Annotated in this window: 11 protein-coding genes; 8 read left to right on the top strand and 3 right to left on the bottom strand. The window is 65.7% G+C overall.

Translation table 11 applies throughout. The annotated features are described in order from the left end of the window. Positions 1 to 94 precede the first annotated feature (94 nt). Positions 95 to 1,195: a hypothetical protein gene (locus tag CLM74_RS17260; RefSeq protein ID WP_105164590.1), complete on the top strand. Its 1,101-nt coding sequence runs from the start codon at positions 95 to 97 to the stop codon at positions 1,193 to 1,195. Between the two features lie 237 nt (positions 1,196 to 1,432). On the opposite strand, the gene CLM74_RS17255 is transcribed toward CLM74_RS17260, so the two are convergent. Next, positions 1,433 to 2,206 (bottom strand): helix-turn-helix transcriptional regulator, encoded by a 774-nt coding sequence (locus CLM74_RS17255; RefSeq protein ID WP_105164589.1) that lies wholly within the window; start codon positions 2,204 to 2,206, stop codon positions 1,433 to 1,435. Positions 2,207 to 2,347: 141 nt separating this feature from the next. Between CLM74_RS17255 and CLM74_RS17250 the strand changes: the two genes are divergently transcribed. The 7 genes from CLM74_RS17250 to CLM74_RS17220 all read left to right on the top strand — a co-directional run bounded on the left by CLM74_RS17250 (position 2,348) and on the right by CLM74_RS17220 (position 14,292). Continuing rightward, positions 2,348 to 3,067 (top strand): alpha/beta hydrolase, encoded by a 720-nt coding sequence (locus CLM74_RS17250; RefSeq protein WP_234003382.1) that lies wholly within the window; start codon positions 2,348 to 2,350, stop codon positions 3,065 to 3,067. 393 nt (positions 3,068 to 3,460) lie between these two features. Beyond that, positions 3,461 to 3,967: a CS1 type fimbrial major subunit gene (locus tag CLM74_RS17245; protein WP_105164587.1), complete on the top strand. Its 507-nt coding sequence runs from the start codon at positions 3,461 to 3,463 to the stop codon at positions 3,965 to 3,967. Positions 3,968 to 4,016: 49 nt separating this feature from the next. Further along, complete coding sequence (locus CLM74_RS17240; RefSeq protein WP_105164586.1) at positions 4,017 to 6,740, top strand: TcfC E-set like domain-containing protein; 2,724 nt, start codon at positions 4,017 to 4,019, stop codon at positions 6,738 to 6,740. Then, complete coding sequence (locus CLM74_RS17235; RefSeq protein WP_234003381.1) at positions 6,737 to 7,870, top strand: CfaE/CblD family pilus tip adhesin; 1,134 nt, start codon at positions 6,737 to 6,739, stop codon at positions 7,868 to 7,870. Before CLM74_RS17240 ends, CLM74_RS17235 begins: the two co-directional genes overlap by 4 nt. A 19-nt stretch (positions 7,871 to 7,889) precedes the next feature. Next, a complete protein-coding gene (locus CLM74_RS17230; protein WP_105164584.1) occupies positions 7,890 to 8,588 on the top strand; it encodes a pilus assembly protein in 699 nt (232 codons plus the stop codon). 67 nt (positions 8,589 to 8,655) lie between these two features. Beyond that, the gene (locus CLM74_RS17225) at positions 8,656 to 13,485 is read left to right on the top strand and encodes an ESPR-type extended signal peptide-containing protein (protein ID WP_105164583.1); all 4,830 of its coding nucleotides are present in this window, start codon (positions 8,656 to 8,658) and stop codon (positions 13,483 to 13,485) included. 69 nt (positions 13,486 to 13,554) lie between these two features. Continuing rightward, positions 13,555 to 14,292, top strand: a complete 738-nt coding sequence (locus tag CLM74_RS17220; RefSeq protein ID WP_032977004.1) for a hypothetical protein — start codon at positions 13,555 to 13,557, stop codon at positions 14,290 to 14,292. Positions 14,293 to 14,353: 61 nt separating this feature from the next. Here CLM74_RS17220 and CLM74_RS17215 read toward each other — a convergent pair whose 3' ends face one another. Then, positions 14,354 to 14,998 (bottom strand): hypothetical protein, encoded by a 645-nt coding sequence (locus tag CLM74_RS17215; RefSeq protein ID WP_059064965.1) that lies wholly within the window; start codon positions 14,996 to 14,998, stop codon positions 14,354 to 14,356. Between the two features lie 311 nt (positions 14,999 to 15,309). Next, positions 15,310 to 17,736, bottom strand: a complete 2,427-nt coding sequence (locus CLM74_RS17210) for a penicillin-binding protein 1A (protein WP_105164582.1) — start codon at positions 17,734 to 17,736, stop codon at positions 15,310 to 15,312. Positions 17,737 to 17,768 lie beyond the last annotated feature (32 nt).

The raw sequence follows: 17,768 nt of genomic DNA, 5'->3' as shown, positions 1-17,768 counted from the left end.
CCGCGTGATTCAAGGGTCTCACCAGCTTCACAAGCGCTCGCGCAGCCTCAGGACGCCAGCTGCACCTGCAGCACTGATACGGAGCGTCCAACCCATGAGTACCCGTTTCGACCTGCCCGAGCGCGATCCACTCGGTCCTGACATCGCCACCGTGGTGGCCACTCCCGTCGTGCCACCGCCCAGCGAAAGCGCGGTGTCCTGGGGCGCCATTTTCGCCGGCGCCGTTGCGGCCGCCGCACTGTCGCTGATCCTGCTGATCCTGGGTGTTGGCCTCGGCTTGTCCTCGGTTTCGCCATGGTCGTTCGAAGGGGTGTCCAAGGAAACCTTCGGCTGGACCAGCGTCGCGTGGCTGACCTTCACCGCGCTGGCCGCTTCCGGTCTGGGCGGCTATCTGGCCGGTCGCCTGCGCACCAAGTGGACGCAGCTGCACGGTGATGAAACCTACTTCCGCGACACCGCGCACGGCTTCCTGTCCTGGGCTGTGGCGACCCTGCTCACTGCTGGCCTGTTGACCTCGGCCATCGGTGGCGTGCTGGGCGCCGGCGCAAAGGTTGCCGGCGCGACCGCAGGCGCCGCTGCCACCACTGCCGGTGCTGCCGTGGCCGGAGCTGGCAGCGCTGCTGCAGGCGCACCGGAGAGCGACCTCAACTACTGGGTGGATTCGCTGTTCCGCGGGGCCACCACGGCGGGCCCGGACGCTGCCGGTGCACCTCCGGTTGCGCCGGCAGCGGGCGCAGCGCCGGGTACCAGCCCCATGGACCCTGCCGCACCGCCGCCGCCCCCGGCCGCCGCCAGCGTTGGCCCACGTGACGCCCGCACGGCCCCGCCGCCGCCGCGCCCGATGCCGGGCAATGGCCCGATGGGCGACCGCCGCGAAGTCCGTGCCGAAGTGAACCGCATCATCGTCAACAGTCTGCAGGGGGACGGCCTGGACCCGGCCGATACCCAGTACCTGTCGCAGCTGATCGCGCGCGAGACGGGCATGAGCCAGGCTGAAGCGCAGGCCCGTGTGACCGACGTGCAGACCCGCATGCGTGCTGCGCTGGAAAAGGCCAAGAACACCGCCAAGCAAGCTGCCGACGATGCGCGCAAGGCCACGGCCTATGCCGCACTGTGGCTGTTCATCACCCTGCTGATCGGCGCGTTCTTCGCTAGCCTCAGCGCCACCTGGGGCGGCCGTCGCCGCGACCTGTAACCCGCATCTGATGCAAGGAGACCTGCCATGAAAACGCTTCTGCTCTGGTTCTTGGGCGTGCCGATTCCGCTGTTGATCCTGTACGCGATCTTCTTCTGAGATCGTGTCGTTGAGTGAGATCCATCAGGCCGCCGCGAGGCGGCCTGATGCCATCCAGTTGCACATGGACATTTACAGCGTCGAGCGACGCTCGACCCACGCGCGCAGCGCGCATGACAACCAAGCATCGGCCGAGTACTACGCTTCTGCGTACCGGCTCGGCGAACATCCCAGCACACGCCGGAAGGCAGCAGAAAACGCGCTCGGGCTTGCATAGCCCAGGTCCAATGCCACGCGCGTCACCGCCTGGCCCTGTCCCAGCCGCTCGATGGCCACCAGCAGGCACACCTGCTGCCGCCACTCGGCAAAACCCACCCCCGTATCGGCGCGGAACAGGCGCGTGAACGTGCGCCGGCTCATGCCTGCTTCGGCGGCAACGTCATCGAGGCGGACTGCCAGCGAAGGACTGTCGAGCAATGCGCGGCAGACACGTGCGAGGCGTGCATCGGTGGGCAGAGGTGCATGCAGGGAAAGTGTCGGCATCGATGCGATTTCCGCCACCAGCAGCTGCATCAGTTTGCCTGCGCGCCCGTCCTCGTCGTACAGCGGGGGCAGGTCCACCGCCGCCTCCAGCAGCTGCTGCAACAGCGCAGAGACCGCGTACACCCGGCAGTGCTCCGGCAGCGCCACGGCGTCGGCCGCCTCGGCGGAGAGAAAGGCGTTGAGCATCGTCACTGGCCCGCGCATGGTCATCTCATGCGCCAGGCCTGCAGGCACCCAGCAGGCGCGCCGTGGGGGAACCAGCCACCGCCCCTGCGGCGTAGCCACACTGATGGTGCCGCGCGCAGCGAATGCGAACTGCCCGCGCCGGTGGGCATGGGGGGGAAACGCAAATTCGGCGGCGTAGTCGTTCGAGGTGACCACGACATCGCGTGGCAGGTCTTCGTAGGGATCAAGCAGCGAATTGCGCATGGCCCGGATTCTATAGCGATTGACCCGTCATCGACGGTGGGCCGGATCCGCGCTGTCTAGCATCAACGCTCCCCTCGGCTGTAATGGAACCACATGACCAATACTTTCCATCGCGTGGGACACGGACCCCATGCTGTCCTGGTGCTGCACGGCTGGTTCGGCGACGCGCACGCGTTCGAGCCCATCGAGCCATGGCTGTCGCGCGACGACTTCAGCTACATCTTCATGGACTGCCGGGGCTACGGCGGCATGCGCGATGCACGGGGGGCCTATACCATCGGCGAGATTGCATCCGATGCATTGGATCTGATGGCCGCCCTGGGCCACGAACGCTTCAGCGTGGCGGGTCATTCGATGGGCGGCATGGCCATTGAACGTATGGCGTTGCTTGCGCCGGACCGGGTACACGGCATGGTGGCCATTGCGCCGGTGCCCTGCGGCGGCATTGCCTACGACGCCGCGACGCGAAGCCTGCTTGAAACGGCAGCCGAGGACGTAGGCATGCGTCGGACCATCATCGATCGCAGTACCGGCGGGCGGCTGCCAGCGCAATGGCTCGATTGGAAGGCCGCGTATTCGGCGGCACACGCTTCACCTGCAGCATTTGCTGCCTATCTTCCAGCATGGGCGGATACCGATTTCAGCAATGAGATCGTCGGCAAGCATCGGTTGAAGGTGCTGGTGGGTGCGCACGATCCCACCTTCAACCGCGCACTGATGGAGCGCACCTATCTGCGCCGCTACCGGCAGGCCACGATGGAGGTCCTGGAGGATGCCGGGCATTACCCGATGAACGAAACGCCGCTGGCCCTGGTGGCGGCCATGGAATCGTTCCTGAAAGAGGCGTCGGTTCCGGGATGAATGGTTTCTGGCACGGGAGGTCGTTTCCACATCTTTTCGGATCATCGCATCCGCGACCAGCGTGACGACCAGCCTGTGGCGCTGCAGGGCACGCTGGTGGCCAGGATTGGCCACCAGTGTTCAGCACGAGCACCCGTGCGCCGATCATGGCTCGACTCTGCAAAGTGCATGTCTCGCAATGAGGTTTGTTGCAAAGACCGGATGAGGAAATTTGCATAACCCTCAAACATTGAACGCCTTCAAAGAATTTCCTTAACGTTCAGCTATTTAGGAATGGTTGAATGGCCGTCGCAGGGTAGGCGTACCTACCATTCTCTCCGTCGCCCGCCCCCACGCAGGCGGGTGATGCCTCCGCACTGGAGGCCTCATATCCCACCGTCCGAGAGAGACACCATGAACTCCATCCTGAAGAAGGCCGCGCTCGCTGCAGCGCTGGCTACCGTTTCGCTGTCCGCCAATGCATTCGATGCCGACATCAAGGTCTGGGCCAACGTCGATCCGACCCTGGCCCTGCTCAAGGCCGATGGCACTGCGCTGGATTCGGTGGTCAACATGGTCCACAACCCGGTCAGCGGCCTGGTGCCCTGGTCGCAGCAGGTGCGCATCTACTCCAACGATGAAAGCAAGGACATCGAAGTGCGTGTTGGCAGCACCCCGCAGCTGCTCAACACCGATGGCGGCGGCACGCCGGTGCCGCTGACCGTCAGCCTCAATGGCAAGGCACTGACCGTGGCCGCACAGGATTTCACCGCAACCGACCTGTTCGACGGCGCACTGCCGGGCGCATCGATCCCGCTGGCGCTGCGTATTGCACAGACCGTCCAGGCGCCGATCGCCCGCGGCGGCAGCTACGAAGGCATCGTCACCATCGCCATGCAGCAGAAGACCACCAGCCCGTAAGGCACCCGCGCCGGCCCGCTTGCCGGGCCGGCTGCTTCCGGTAATCCCCATGAATGCTCCCGCACCCGCCGTCACCCGGCTGGCGGTCGCGCTCGCCCTGTCGCTGGCCACACCTCTGGTCGCGGCGCGCGGCGTTCCCGCCGGTTTCGAGGATCTGGTCGAAGGCCAGACCGAACAACTGGAGATCCGTCTGTTCGGTCGTTCGACCGGGCTGGTGCCGGTGCGCGTGACCCTGGAACACGTGCAGCTGGAAACCCCGGCCGAGGCGCTGCAGGCATTGCAGCTGTCCGCCGAAGCGCAGGCAGCGCTGCTGCCGGCGTTGTCGCAGCCCCTGCCGCGCAACAGCCACTTGGCATGCCGTTACGGCGGTGCCAGTGCCGGTTGCGGGTACATCGATCCTCCCCAGGAGCCCACTGCCGTGCGCGCGCTGTATGACGAAGGCGAGGGCGCTGTGCGCCTGTTTGTCGCCCGCCAATGGATCCCCGGCGAGCCGGCCGCCGAGCGCTACCACCAGGTCAGCGCCAATGCCGAGAACGCCTTCCTGCACCAGCACACCTTCAATGTCAGCGGTGGCCGGGGCTACCAGGCGCTGGCCGCGCAGGGCATGGGCGCACTGGGCGTGTTCCAGCGCGGGCACCTGTCCGCCGACTGGACCTTCAGCCAGCAGCACTACCGCGGCGGTCTTGCCAGCCGCCGTTTCCAGCTAGACAACGCCTACTACCGCCATGACCTGGGCCAGCAGCACTACCTGCAGGCCGGGCGCATGGACCGCCGCAACCTGAGCAGCCCGCAGGGCGGCACCTTCAGTTTCAGCATGCTGCCGATGGATCGCTTCCAGGGCCTGCGGCTGGGTACCACGCAGGCCTACGTGGACTCCGCCGCCGCCGTGCAGGCCACGCCCCTCACCGTGCTGCTGGCGCGCGATGCGCGTGTGGATGCGTTCGATGGCGAGCGCCTGTTGCAGACCTTCTACCTGCAGGCAGGCATCAACCAGCTCGATACGCGCCGGTTCCCCTTGGGCAACTACACCGTCAGCCTGCGCATCTACGAAGACGGCGTGCTGGTACGCAACGAGGACGCGCCGTTCGACAAGGGCGGTGACTGGACCGACAGCAGCGTGCAGTGGTTCCTGCAGGGGGGCCGCCGTAACGAGCGGCGCAGCGACCGCTTCGACGACGAACTGGCGGCCATGGGCGGCCTGCGCGTGCCGATGGGGCGCAACGTGGCCATGACCGCTGGCATCGCCGATCTGGGCGGTTTCAGCTACGGCGAACTGCGGGTGGACCTGCGCCATGTGTTTGCCACCCAGGAAGTCCGCGCTACCTTCAGTGGCATGCACGGCAGCGATGGCAGCCGTGGCCAGCAGCATCAGCTTTCCTACCGTCGCCGTGCTTCGTGGAATGTGTACCACCAGCGCATGCGCGGCCGTGCCTGCCAGTTCGAGGATGACGCGCGCGACCGGCTCGGCTGCGCCGATTCGCTCAGCGCCTCGATGGCGCTGCCGGTGGCCGGCGGCAACGCCTACGTGGCCTATACGCGCCGCCAGACCTGGCGTGCAGGCACCGTGCGGCCGGGGCTGGATGATGATCCGCTGGCCGGGCTTGACCCGCTGCTGCCGCCGTGGATGCCACAGCCCACGCGCATACCGCAGCTCAGCCGCACCTGGCAGGCCAGCTACAGCCGCAGCCAGCGCTGGGGCGAGTTCAGCGTCTCCAGCCGCATCGGCGTGTGGCAGCAGACCAGCGGCGGTGGGCTGCGCGATGGACGTGACCGCGGCATCTATCTCAATTTCAGCCTCAACCGCCTGCAGCACGATGACCGCGGCAGTTCGCAGCGACGCTATGGCGTGGACGTGCGGCAACCACAGCATGCGCGCCCGGACATCAACTACAGCGCCGGGCAGACGCTGCGCCAGGAATACGAGGATCAGTACCGCGAGGTATCGGGCGAACTGCGCGGCAACAACAACGAGCGCTACAGCGCCACGCTGAGTACCCAGCTGCAGAACCGCATCGGCCAGACCGGTGCCACGGTGTCGCGCTACCAGCACCAGGGTGGCAACGAAGTGGCGTACAGCGCCACGCACAGTTCCGGCCTGGCCATCGGCAAGCGCGGCGTGTACTGGGGCGCTGGCGCTGGCGCCGACGCGGGGCTGGCAGTGCAGGTGGATGACACCGACGACCTGGACCTGAGCGGCGTTGCCGCCGAGCTGCAGGTGGGCGGGCTGCGTCGACAGCGACTGAAGCTGGGCGAGCGCCGGCTGCTGCCGATTTCCGCCTACCAGTCGCACCGCGCTGAAGTGCAGGACGCCAGCGCCCTGGACAGCATCGCCGCCGTGCGCGTGAGCGGTGTGGGCGGCGCGCGTCCGTTGTTCCTGCCACCGGGCCGGCTGGTGCGCATGCCGGTGCCGATTGAAGTGACCTACACCTTCATCGGCAACGCCCAGGACATCGCCGGCGCACCGCTGCGCGGTGCCCGCATTCTCAACGCGCCGGTGCCCGGCACCGGCAGCAATGGAGGTTTCGTGGCCGACTTCCCACGACGCGAGAAGACCCTGTACTTGCTGCAGGACGACCGGTTGCTGCACTGCCCGCTGCAGGTGCGCGAGCGCCGCAGCGTGGTGATGCTGGTAGGCGCCGTGCAGTGCGAGCCGCTGGCCGTGGCCCAGCTGCCCGCCGACATCCGCCACCAGGCACGGGTGACGCGGTTGCTGCAGGAGCAGGCGCTGATCGCCGCCACGCCACAGACCGCAGCAGCGGGAGGTGCGAAGTGAGCCGTCGGTTGTGGTGGGTGATGGCGGTGTTGTGTGGGCTGGTGCTGTTGGTGCCACGGGCGATGGCGCAACAGCCGCCGGAGACGCATCCGTCGAGCGAGCACCGGGACATCGTGATGAGTTGGGATCGCTCTGCGATGCCGGGAGATATCGAGTTGTGGCCATCCAAAACCGTATTTGGATACGAGGAGCAGGGCACGCTGGGCTACGGTCATATGTTCATGACGTGCAGCTCGAACTCCAGCTCGGAACGCGGAAAGTGCCCGACTAATGACACCTTGGAGGATAGCGTAGGGGCCGTTAGCACAATCCCACTGAGGTTCACGGAAAGTCGCAGCGGTATGGAGGTGGATGTGGAAGTCACCGCTGCCATCCGTCGTATCGACGCTACGTTCGCCTGCAGCTTTGACTACTGGTCCGGGCCGCTCCGGCCAGTCTGGTCTTCCACCACCGGCTCGTGCGCGGGTATTGATCGCGTGGGCACATCCGTCGAGATGAGGCTGACTTCCGGTCAGTTGAGCCAGCTTGTAGCGGGTCACTGGTCGGCCGTATTGGACCTGACGCTACGAATGCCGCCCCACCAGCACCTTGCGGACTACTCGTTCTCCTTCGACTTCACCATCACCGACCACAACGCGGTCTCCATCTACTTCCCGCTTTTCGATCAGGTCACCCCGCACATCGGTCTGAACCTGCAGTACGACCCGATCGCGCAGACCATCGGTGGCCGTACCCAGCTCGACATGTGCCTGTACGACGGGCTTGGCTCGCAGAGCAGCTACCTGGGCGTCACCGTGCGTGACAGCGGCGCGCAACCTCCCGGTCCCTCGGGCTACTCGGTATGGCACGTCGATGGCGGCAGTGATGCCAGCCAGCGCGTGGACTACACCGTCACCCTGGATCACAACGGTAGCGCGCTGCCCATGCGCAATGGTGTGGAGCAGTTGCTGCACGGCATCGATACCGCTCGGCTGCGGCTGGTGTTGCTGCCCGGCATGACGCAGCCGGTGTTCTGCGTGCCTACGCCATTGACGCTGGAAACACCGCGCGTGCCGGTCAGCACCAAGCGCCCCGGCTACTACAGCGGCGATCTCAAGGTGGAACTACGTGTTCCCACCGTCACGCCCTGAACCCCACATGGAGTCCCCGATGAAACCCCTAGTCCGCTGCCTGCTGCCGCTGTCACTGCTGATGGCGTTGCCTGCCCATGCCAATCTCACCGTGCACCCCATGCGTACGTCGGTAGACGCGAAGAAAGGCGCACAGATACGCATCTACTCGCAGTCCACCCAACCGCAGTACGTGCAGGCATCGATCAAGCGCATCGTCGACCCGGCGGGGGCAGGTGAACAGGAGGTTGAGGTGGAGCCGAATGAGGCCGCCATCGCCATCACGCCGGGAAAGTTCGCCCTGGCCGGTGGCGGCAACCGGCTGATCCGTGTGATTCCGCTGCAGCCAGTCGAAAAGGAAACGGCATACCGCGTGTACTTCGAGGGCGTGCGCGGCCCCGAACGTGCAGACCCGGCAGGCGAGGGTGAGAAGGCCCAGGCCAATGTCGGCGTCAGCCTGGTATGGGGCGCGCTGGTCAATGTACTACCCGCGCAATCGACGATGGACGTGCAGGTGGAGGGAAACCAGCTGCGCAACACCGGCACGGTACGCGTGGGCATCACCAGTATCGCTGACTGCGATGGCGCGCGCTGCACCGCGCATGACGTCTCGCGCAGCCTGTACCCCGGCAGCGCGCTGGAACTGCCATTTCCCCTGCAGCCGGGCCACACGCTGCAGCTGCGCTATCGGCTGACCCGCGATGGCTATCGCGAGCACGTGCACAACGTCGCGCTCTGAGTGCATCTCGCCGCTGTGGCTTGGTGCCACAGCGGTTCCTTCTGTTCCGTTTGTTAAGGAGAATCCCATGAACAAGATCTATCGACGACTCTGGTCCGCCGCCCGCCAATGTTGGGTGGTTGCAAGCGAACTGGCGGCAGCGCGCGGCACGCGCAGGCACCCATCGCGTGGTCCCGGACTGGCGCTGATGCTGGCCATGCTGCCGGCATCGGTCATGGCAGCCACAGCGGGTCATTCCGATACAAGCGCTGATGAGTGGACGGAAGATGCCCTCTACGCTGCCTTTGGCCCGTTCAACACAAGCGCCATGCTTGCGCACGAAGATGCCGCCACCGCTCCCAGCGGGCGAGCGTTCTCGCGCGCGAACGCGCTTCCGCTGGCCTACAGCGATTTCGTCCAGCTCGGTTCGTACGCCGGTGCCCGTGACAGGGCGGTCGCGGTCGGTGTATGGGCATTCTCCAACAGCTACGGCGCGGCACTCGGTTACCAGGCCAATGCCAATGGGCAATACGCGACCGCGCTTGGGCACAAGTCGGTCGCTTGGGAGCTCGGCGGAGTCGCGGTGGGCAACGATGCGAAGTCATACGCGCATAACGCGGTCGCACTGGGAAGTGGTGCGCTAGCTTCCGGACGCAATTCCGTCGTACTGGGGGCTGACTCCAACGACTACGGCGACAATCAGGTGTCGGTCGGTAACGGCAGCATGCGGCGCAAAATCGTATACCTTGCCGACGGTGCGGTCGACGCCAACAGCAGCGATGCAGTGACCGGCAGGCAGCTGCATGCTACCCAGCAGGCGCTGGCCAGCGTGAGCCAGAGTCAGAAGTTGCTGGCGACGGGGACCGCGGCGACCAATGCCAACGCTGCCCAAGCAGTGGGTAATCGTGCGCTTGCGATGGGCATTGGGTCAACGGCTGATGGCGATGATACCGTTGCGTTGGGCGGGGGCGCTCGCACAGCGTCCGGCTCGGGCATCTCCCGCATCGCCATCGGTGCAGGCGCCTTCGCGGGCACCAGCGGTTGGACGGGTGCCATCGCCCTGGGTGGGAGCGCCAGTTCCACGCATGACGGCGTTGCCATCGGCTATCAGGCCAAGACAAGCAGCAGCGGTACGATCGCGCTTGGTCGCGGGGCAACGGTCACGCACGGAAATTCGGTTGCGCTGGGCGCCAACTCGGTGACCTCCAGCGCCAATACGGTGTCGGTGGGCAGCAGCAGCAACAAGCGCAGGATCCAATACCTCGCCGATGGCGTGATTGCGGCGGGCAGTACCGACGCGATCACCGGCAACCAGTTGCATACGACCAATGCATCGGTGGCGACCGCGGCGGCAACGGCGACTGAGGCAAAGGCCGGTGTTGATGCAGTCGACCGGCGACTCAATGCAGAAGCGCTTGCGTTGGGGGGCGGTGCGCTTGCAGAGTCCAATGCTTATGGCATCAGCACCGCAGTGGGACGCAACGCCAGGGGCTACAACGGCAAGAGCGTCGCGCTGGGTGACGACGCAAGGTCTGGCGTGGACAAGGACGGGAACCGTGTTGCCAATGCCAATGGGGGCGTGTCGGTGGGGGCAATGTCACGCAGCGGCAACGGTGCTGTTGCGGCAGGGTTGCAGGCCAGCGCGGTGGGTGATCGTGCCATTGCCGTTGGCCATGAGGCGTCGGCGGATGTGATTCACGCCACCGCGATCGGATATCAGAGCAAGGCCAGCGCCGGGCATTCCACCGCACTCGGGCGCGGTACCCACGCAAGCGGCCTCTACGCGACGGCCATGGGCAATTTGGCCAGGGCCTCGGCCGAAAGTGCCGTGGCCATTGGTGATCGCTCCCTGGCTCAGCACAATGGTTCGGTGGCGTTGGGCAATGGTTCGCAGACTAGCGCTGCCAATCAGATTTCCGTTGGCAACAGCGCCATCAAGCGCAAGCTGGTCAATCTGGCCGACGGTACGCTCAGTACGTCCAGCACCGAGGCCGTGACCGGCAAGCAGCTCAACGCTACCAATGCCAATGTGACGACTGCACAGAATGCGGCCAATGCCGCGCAGACGGCCGCAACCGGCGCCAGGACCGCCGCGGACAACGCGCTGGGCAGGGCCACGGCGTTGAGTGGTCTGGTCAGCCAGGTATCGGCCACGGGCAATGTGCGCCTGGGCGCAGACAACACTGGCACCGTGGTGGATGTGGCCAACAAGGACGGCGCGAAGCGGCGCGTCAACAACGTTGCCAACGGCGTGCTGAGCGGTACCAGTACCGATGTCGTGACCGGGCAGCAGCTTCATGCCACCAACCAGTCTGTTTCCACGCAGGGCCAGTCACTGGTGCTGCACGGCCAGCAGCTGGCAACGCATACCCAGGCCCTGGCGGCACAGGACCAGCGCGTCGCGACCAACCGCGCCGACATCGATCAGCTTCGTACGGACGTGGACAACTTTGATCCGGATCTGGATGGGGTGGTGAAGTTCAGTGCCGATCGCCTGCTTGTGGACATGGAAGGTGCGCGAGTATCGGGAGTCGCGGCGGGAGATGTGAGCTCGGCGGCCAGTACCGATGCGGTGAATGGTGGGCAGTTGTTTGCGGCTAATGAGAAGATCGCGGCACTTGAGAGCGTTGGAAAGTTTGTATCAATCGGTATAGGTGGCAGCCAACGAGCATCGGCCGCAGGAGTGGGAGCAGTTGCAATCGGTGACTCGGCCGAAGCGACCGTCGGTGGTGAAGGTGGAGTCGCGCTAGGGGCGTTTTCTCGCGCGGCGGGAAAGAACTCCACCGCCATAGGTCGCGCAGCGCACGTTGCTGAAAGTGCAGAGGGTGGATTTGCATTGGGCGTTGGCACATCTGTCAGCGCGAACCGAGGGGTGGCACTGGGCGCGGAAAGTCAGGTGCAGGTGGGAGCAGATAATAGTGTCGCAGTTGGCTATGGGTCGATTGCATCAGAACCTGACACCGTTTCTTTTGGCAACGACAGCATCCGTCGAAGGCTGACCGGCGTTTCTCGAGGACTTGGCGAAGCCGAAGCTGTTGCCATCGTCCAGTTGTCTGAATCCCTCTCCACCTTAGGAGGTGGTGCGAGGTTGAGCAGCCAAGGTGGCGTGATAGCTCCCGTCTATAACGTGCAGGGTGGTACGCAGAGCAATGTGGGTGACGCGTTAGCTGTTCTCGATGGCGCAGTGCTCAGATCCGATAGCCGAGTAGATGGCGTCGAAGGCCAGCTGCGTGCGACATTCCAACAGTCGCCATCAACCAGCGCAGAAGGAATCGGCCAGGTGAACCTGGCTGGTGCGCAGGGCATGGTTCTGTCGAATCTGGCTGATGGTCGCATTGCTGCGGGTAGTCGTGATGCGGTGACTGGGAGTCAGCTGTTTGCAGTCAAGCAGGATATTGATCGGAACCGAAGCGAACTGAATGCACTGCTTGATGCAGGCGGATTTGGTCCTTCAATTGCCGGGGACGCATACGGCGTGATCGACTACGGCGGCGCCATGCTGACGGGTGTATCAGATGGTGAACTGTCACCTGGGAGTAGGGATGTTGTGAACGGTGGGCAGCTGTTCTCCACAAACCTGCGCGTGCGAGAGCTGGAGCAGACGGGGCGTTTCCTGAGCGTGGGATTTGACGGCCTGAGCAATGATGCGGAGGCTGGTTTCCTCGGTGTCGCATTGGGGGATTCCGCCAAGGCGTCCATCGGCTCTGAAGGTGGTGTGGCCATCGGGAGTTACTCGATTGCAGAAGGGGAGAACTCAGTTGCGCTGGGCCGGGGATCTAACGTGGCCGATTCTGCTGAGAGCGGGTTTGCCCTGGGCGTTGGTTCGAATGTCTATGCGAACAAGGGTGTGGCCTTTGGCGCGTCGAGTCGTGTGGTAGCAGGCGCTGATGGAGCGCTCGCGCTGGGTTCCTACTCAATCGCGACCGAATCAAATACGGCTTCATTCGGTAACGGCTCGGTTAAACGCCGTTTGGTGAACCTTGGTCGTGGCACTGGTGAGCATGATGCAGTCACCGTGGCACAGTTGAGCGAGTCGCTAGCTGCACTTGGGGGCGGTGCGGGTCTCGATGAGAATGGTCGTGTCGTCACCCCCGGCTTCAACGTCCAGGGCCAGCAGCAGAACACCATCAACGAAGCCCTCGCCACGCTCGACTCGGCCGTAGTCACTGCCCACTCCCGTGTCGACAGTGTGGAAACCCAGCTCCGCTCGGTGTTCCAGGAATCTCCGTCCATCCGCAGCGACGGCACCGCCCAGCTCACCCTGGCGGGTGCCAACGGCATGGTCATCTCCAACGTCGCCAACGGCTTGATCGCCGCCGGCAGCCGCGAGGCGGTCAACGGTGGCCAGTTGCATGCCGCGCAGCAGCAGCTCAACGGTCGCATCGATGGCCTGGAGCAACGCGTGGACGGCCAGCCGCAGGCGCGTGCAATGGCCACGGCATCGGCGGCGCCGACCGAAGAGATCATGCCAAGCCCGGAAGCCAGCGGTTCGCCGCAGGTCGCTTCGGCAGGCGAGGGCGCTTCGCCTGCACCGCAGCCGAAGTCGAAGAAGGACGATTCACCCTCGCCCACGCCGCAGGTCGACACCGCCGAGTTGGAAAAGATGCTGGCCCGCGCCAACGAGTACACCGATGGTGCGATCAGCAACTTCGAGCGCCGCCTGGACAAGATGGACAAGCGCTTCAACCGCATGGCGGCGATGAGCAGTGCGCAGACGGCCATGGCCATGAACACCGCCGGCCTGGCCACCTACAACCGCCTCGGCGCGGGCGTGGGCTACGCCGAGGGCGAGTCGGCCATGGCGGTGGGCTACCAGCGCGTACTCAACGACAAGGGCTCAGCCACCTTCAGCCTCAATGGTGCCTTCACCAACAGCGGTGAACGCAGCATGGGCGTGGGTGTGGGCATCGGCTGGTAAGCCATGGCGCCCCGGTGTGGTGCGCGTAACGAGCCCCGCCGCGCCGGGGCCATTGCAGAGGAGGTTGCAATGTATCGCTTCATGAGCCGCTTCATGACCTATCGGCGCTACTACCTGTGGCGCGCCCGCATCCGCTACTTCACCCACGACATGGATACGTGGACGCTGGCCTGCCTGGTGCTGATGGTCTGCATGGGGTTGATGGTGTGGGGGTTCTGGCGCGTGGTGAACGTGCCGCAGCCGCGCATCCATCCGGAGGCCGCAGCCGTGCGGGTGGAAGTGCTGACCGACGAAGCGATCCACCGCATCGTTCTGGTGCGCCACGGCGGCACCACTCCGGGTGATCCCTTCTACAGTGCTGCGGAGATCCGCGGCAGCACCCAGCGCACGTTGCGGGTCCGGCAGACGCTGCAGGACCCGGTGGCGATGAAACTGCAGGCGGACATGTACGCCGACATCGCCGACTACATCAACGCTACCGGTGCCTGCATGCCGTTTCCTTGCCGCCGCGTGAGTTTCCGCATCGAACAGCTGCAGCGGTCGGGGCATGAGAGTGCGGTACGCAACAAGGCGCTCGCCGAGATCCTGCAGGTGCCGTGGTACTTGGTGCCGAACCTCGATGGCGAACGCACGCGCGTGCGCAGTGGCTGGGCCGATGACTTCCAGGATGTGTATTCGCACGCCTGGAACCTGCATGACCTGCAGAAGATGCATGCGCGCATGATGGCCGAGTATCCGTACCGCGCGGCGGTGCCGTGGCTGGCACGATTGGCAACCCCTGCCCAGGAACAGCTGATCTTCCAGTAGCGCCGGGCCATGCTCGGCTGCTCTTGGCGCAGAGCCGGGCACAGGCCCGGCTCTGCCAGGATCAACCGCCGATGTAGGCGGTGATTTCCATCTCGGCCAGCAGCTGCCGCAACTGCGTGGCCGACGCCCGCCGCATGGGTTTCTCGTCCACCGGCGACAGCGGGGCCTGGCGCAACGCATCGTAGGGCAGGACGGCCAGGTCGAAGGTCAGGTCTTCGGCACTGAACACCCACACCGGCACATCCAGGTTGCGCTCACGGTCCATCCGCAGGCGCCGCGTACGCGATTCGGCGGGGATGCGATGTTCGTCCAGAAAGCGATGCACGGCCTCCGGGTCGTCACTGTGCAGGTGCAACTGCACGGGGCTGTTGGCATCGGCGGTGCCGTCCAGCACCGGTCCGGCCAGGCGCGGCGAAAACCCGTGCAGGAACTCCAGCGCCCGCAACGCGGACTCGCGCCGCCGCTGTAGTTCGCTGCCGTGCTGCGGGCCGGAGAACAGCCGTTGGTACTCGCGCAGCGCCTGTTCGATCTCGACGTTGCGGGGCAGGGAAGCATCGTCGTGGATGCCAAGGCGGCTGGCGGCCTTGAGTTTGGCCTGGTGGAAGTCGCGGATTCCGCCTTCGGCCATCAGCCGGGCGGCTTCGTGGGCGAGGCGATGACGCCGTTCGCGGGTCTGGCTGACAGCATGCTGGTGAGCGCGGTGCATGCGATGACTCCCTGTTGCGACCTGGCCACAGACTAGCGCAGGCGTGTGACATCTGCGTGGGCGAAGGCAACGGCGCCGCTCCGCTCGCCGGGCATGGCCCGGCGCTACCGGAAGAGGGTGCCCGACGGGTGCGGCATGGTAGCGCCGGGCCATGCCCGGCGAATGCATCGGCGCCAACCAAGGTTGGCATCTAGCGGGGTAGCGCCGGGCCATGCCCGGCGAATGCATCGGCGCCAACCAAGGTTGGCGACTACCAGGGCAACGTCGGGCCATGGTGCCAACCAGCGGTTGGCACCCCACCCAGCCTGGCTTCAGAAGATATCGAACGCGGCCGCGTCAGCCTGCGGGGTGCTCTGCAGGTTGAGGTCGTAGTCGGTCAGGCGGTCCATGTCTTCCACCTTCACCCACTCCACCGCACCGTTGAGGGTGGCCTGGACCATGCCGCTCGGCGGTTCGTTCTGTGCGATCGGGGTGTCCTTCAGCGCGGTGCGCATGTAGTCGATCCAGATCGGCAGGGCGGCCTTGCCACCGTATTCGCGGTAGCCCAGCGAGCGGAAGTCGTCGCGGCCCACCCACACGGTGGTCACGTACGGACCGCCGAAGCCGGAGAACCAGGCGTCACGGTGATCATTGGTGGAGCCGGTCTTGCCGCCCACGTCTTCGCGGCCGAGCACCTTGGCCTGCGCGCCGGTGCCGCGCTGGACCACGTCGCGCATCATCGACACCAGCTGGTAGGCGGTACGGGCGTCGATCGCACGCGGTGCGGTACGCGCGTCCGGGTTGGCGGGTGCGGCCGGCGTTTCGGTCTTGGCTTCCGGCTTGGTGGCGGCGGTGGCATCGACCTTGGGTGCCGGGGCGCCGAAGTTGAAGCCGTCCACGACCTGGTTCACCGGCTGGTCGCTGCTGCCGGCGCAGTCGCGGCAGGCCATCGCCGGGTTTTCCTTGAACACCAGGTTGCCATCGCGGTCGTTGACCTGGTCGATCAGCCAGGTGTCCACGCGTGAGCCGCCGTTGGCGAACACGGCATAGCCGCGGGCCACCGACAGCGGGGTCAGCGAGGCGGTACCCAGCGACATCGACAGGTTCGGCGGCAGCTCGGATTCGGCAAAGCCGAACTGGCTGATGTACTTGCGCGCGTAGTCCACGCCCATGCCATCAAGCAGGCGCACCGAGACCAGGTTACGTGACTGCACCAGCGCTTCACGCAGGCGCATCGGGCCACGGAAGCCGCCGCCGTCGTTCTGCGGCGCCCAGGTCTTGCCGCGGCGGTCGCGGAACACGACCGGGGCGTCGAGCACGATCGAGGCCGGGTTGTAACCCTTGTCGAAGGCGGCCGCATAGACGAACGGCTTGAAGCTCGAACCGGGCTGGCGACGGGCCTGGGTGGCACGGTTGAACTTGTTGCCGGAGAAGCTGAAGCCGCCGACCAGCGCCTTCAGGGCGCCGCTGTGGGCGTCCAGCGAAACCAGGGCGGACTGGCCGCGCGGGAGCTGGTCGAGCAGCCATTCGCCCTCCTTGGCACCGGCGCGCACGCGCACGATGTCGCCGCGCTGCACCAGCTTGGCCGGGCTCTTGTTGGCCCACTTGGCGGCGCCGGCCGGCAGCACGATCTCGCTGCGGTTGGCCAGCACCACGGTGGCACTGCCGTCGGCGCCGGTGCTGGCGACGATGGCCGGCAGCAGGCCGGCCTGGCCGAACATGCCGCGCAGGTGCTCGGCCAGGGCCGCGGCGTCATCGCCGGCGCCCAGCTGCACCTGCTTCTCCACGCCGTGCCAGCCGTGGCGATGGTCGTACAGCAGCAGGCCGTCGCGCACCGACAGGTTGGCGGCGGTCTGCAGGGTCGAATCGATGGTGGTGGTGACGTGGTAGCCCTTGTTGACCACGTCGCCGCCAAAGCGGGCGATCATTTCCTGGCGCACCAGCTCGGCCACGTACGGGGCATCGACCTGCACCGGCGGCTCGTGGGCGGTGGCGTGCATCGGCACGGCCTTGGCCGCATCGGCCTCGGCCTGGCTGACGAACTTCAGGTCGGCCATGCGCTGCAGCACATAGTTGTCACGACGCTGGCGGGCGCGCTCCGGGTTGGAGATCGGGTTGCCCGAGGACGGGAACTTGGGGATGCCGGCCAGCGAGGCCATCTCGTCCAGGTCCAGCTCGCCCAGCTTCTTGCCGTAGTAGAACTCGGCGGCGGCGGCCACGCCGTAGGCGCGGTTGCCGAAGAAACTCTTGTTCAGGTACAGCTCGAAGATCTCGTCCTTGCTCAGCTCGGACTCGATCTTGCGCGCCAGCAGGATCTCGGCCAGCTTGCGGGTATAGCTGTACTCGGAGCTGAGGAAGAACTGGCGGGCCACCTGCTGGGTGATGGTGGAGCCACCGGGCACGCGCTTGTCGTTGGTGGTGGCCAGCAGCCACACCGCGCGACCGATGCCCTTGTAGTCCACGCCGCCGTGCTCGTAGAAACGGGCATCCTCGGTGGCCAGGAACGCCTGCTTCAGCTTCTCCGGCACGTCCTTCATGGTGATGGGGGTACGCCGGGTCTCACCGAATACCGCCATCAGCTTGCCGTCGGCAGCGTAGACGTACATCGGCTCCTGCATTTCCACGTCGCGCAGGGTCTGCACGTCGGGAAGCTTGGAAGAAACGGCGTAGTACAGGCCGCCAACGGCGGCCGCTCCGACCAGCGCCAGGACCAGGACAACAAGAAAGATCCAGCGCAGCCAGCGGCGGAGACGGGTCATCGGTGTCAGATTCCGATTGCGAATTTCGTGGT

Origin of the sequence: Stenotrophomonas sp. MYb57, assembly GCF_002966815.1 — a bacterium.
Taxonomy (GTDB): domain Bacteria; phylum Pseudomonadota; class Gammaproteobacteria; order Xanthomonadales; family Xanthomonadaceae; genus Stenotrophomonas; species Stenotrophomonas indicatrix.
This window is presented reverse-complemented; position numbering and strand designations above follow the sequence as displayed.

Coding starts and splice junctions, on each gene's coding strand:
- CLM74_RS17260 (WP_105164590.1), top strand. CDS start 95: ATGAGTACCCGTTTCGACCTGCCCGAGCGCGATCCACTCGGTCCTGAC.
- CLM74_RS17255 (WP_105164589.1), bottom strand. CDS start 2,206: ATGCGCAATTCGCTGCTTGATCCCTACGAAGACCTGCCACGCGATGTC.
- CLM74_RS17245 (WP_105164587.1), top strand. CDS start 3,461: ATGAACTCCATCCTGAAGAAGGCCGCGCTCGCTGCAGCGCTGGCTACC.
- CLM74_RS17240 (WP_105164586.1), top strand. CDS start 4,017: ATGAATGCTCCCGCACCCGCCGTCACCCGGCTGGCGGTCGCGCTCGCC.
- CLM74_RS17230 (WP_105164584.1), top strand. CDS start 7,890: ATGAAACCCCTAGTCCGCTGCCTGCTGCCGCTGTCACTGCTGATGGCG.
- CLM74_RS17225 (WP_105164583.1), top strand. CDS start 8,656: ATGAACAAGATCTATCGACGACTCTGGTCCGCCGCCCGCCAATGTTGG.
- CLM74_RS17220 (WP_032977004.1), top strand. CDS start 13,555: ATGTATCGCTTCATGAGCCGCTTCATGACCTATCGGCGCTACTACCTG.
- CLM74_RS17215 (WP_059064965.1), bottom strand. CDS start 14,998: ATGCACCGCGCTCACCAGCATGCTGTCAGCCAGACCCGCGAACGGCGT.
- CLM74_RS17210 (WP_105164582.1), bottom strand. CDS start 17,736: ATGACCCGTCTCCGCCGCTGGCTGCGCTGGATCTTTCTTGTTGTCCTG.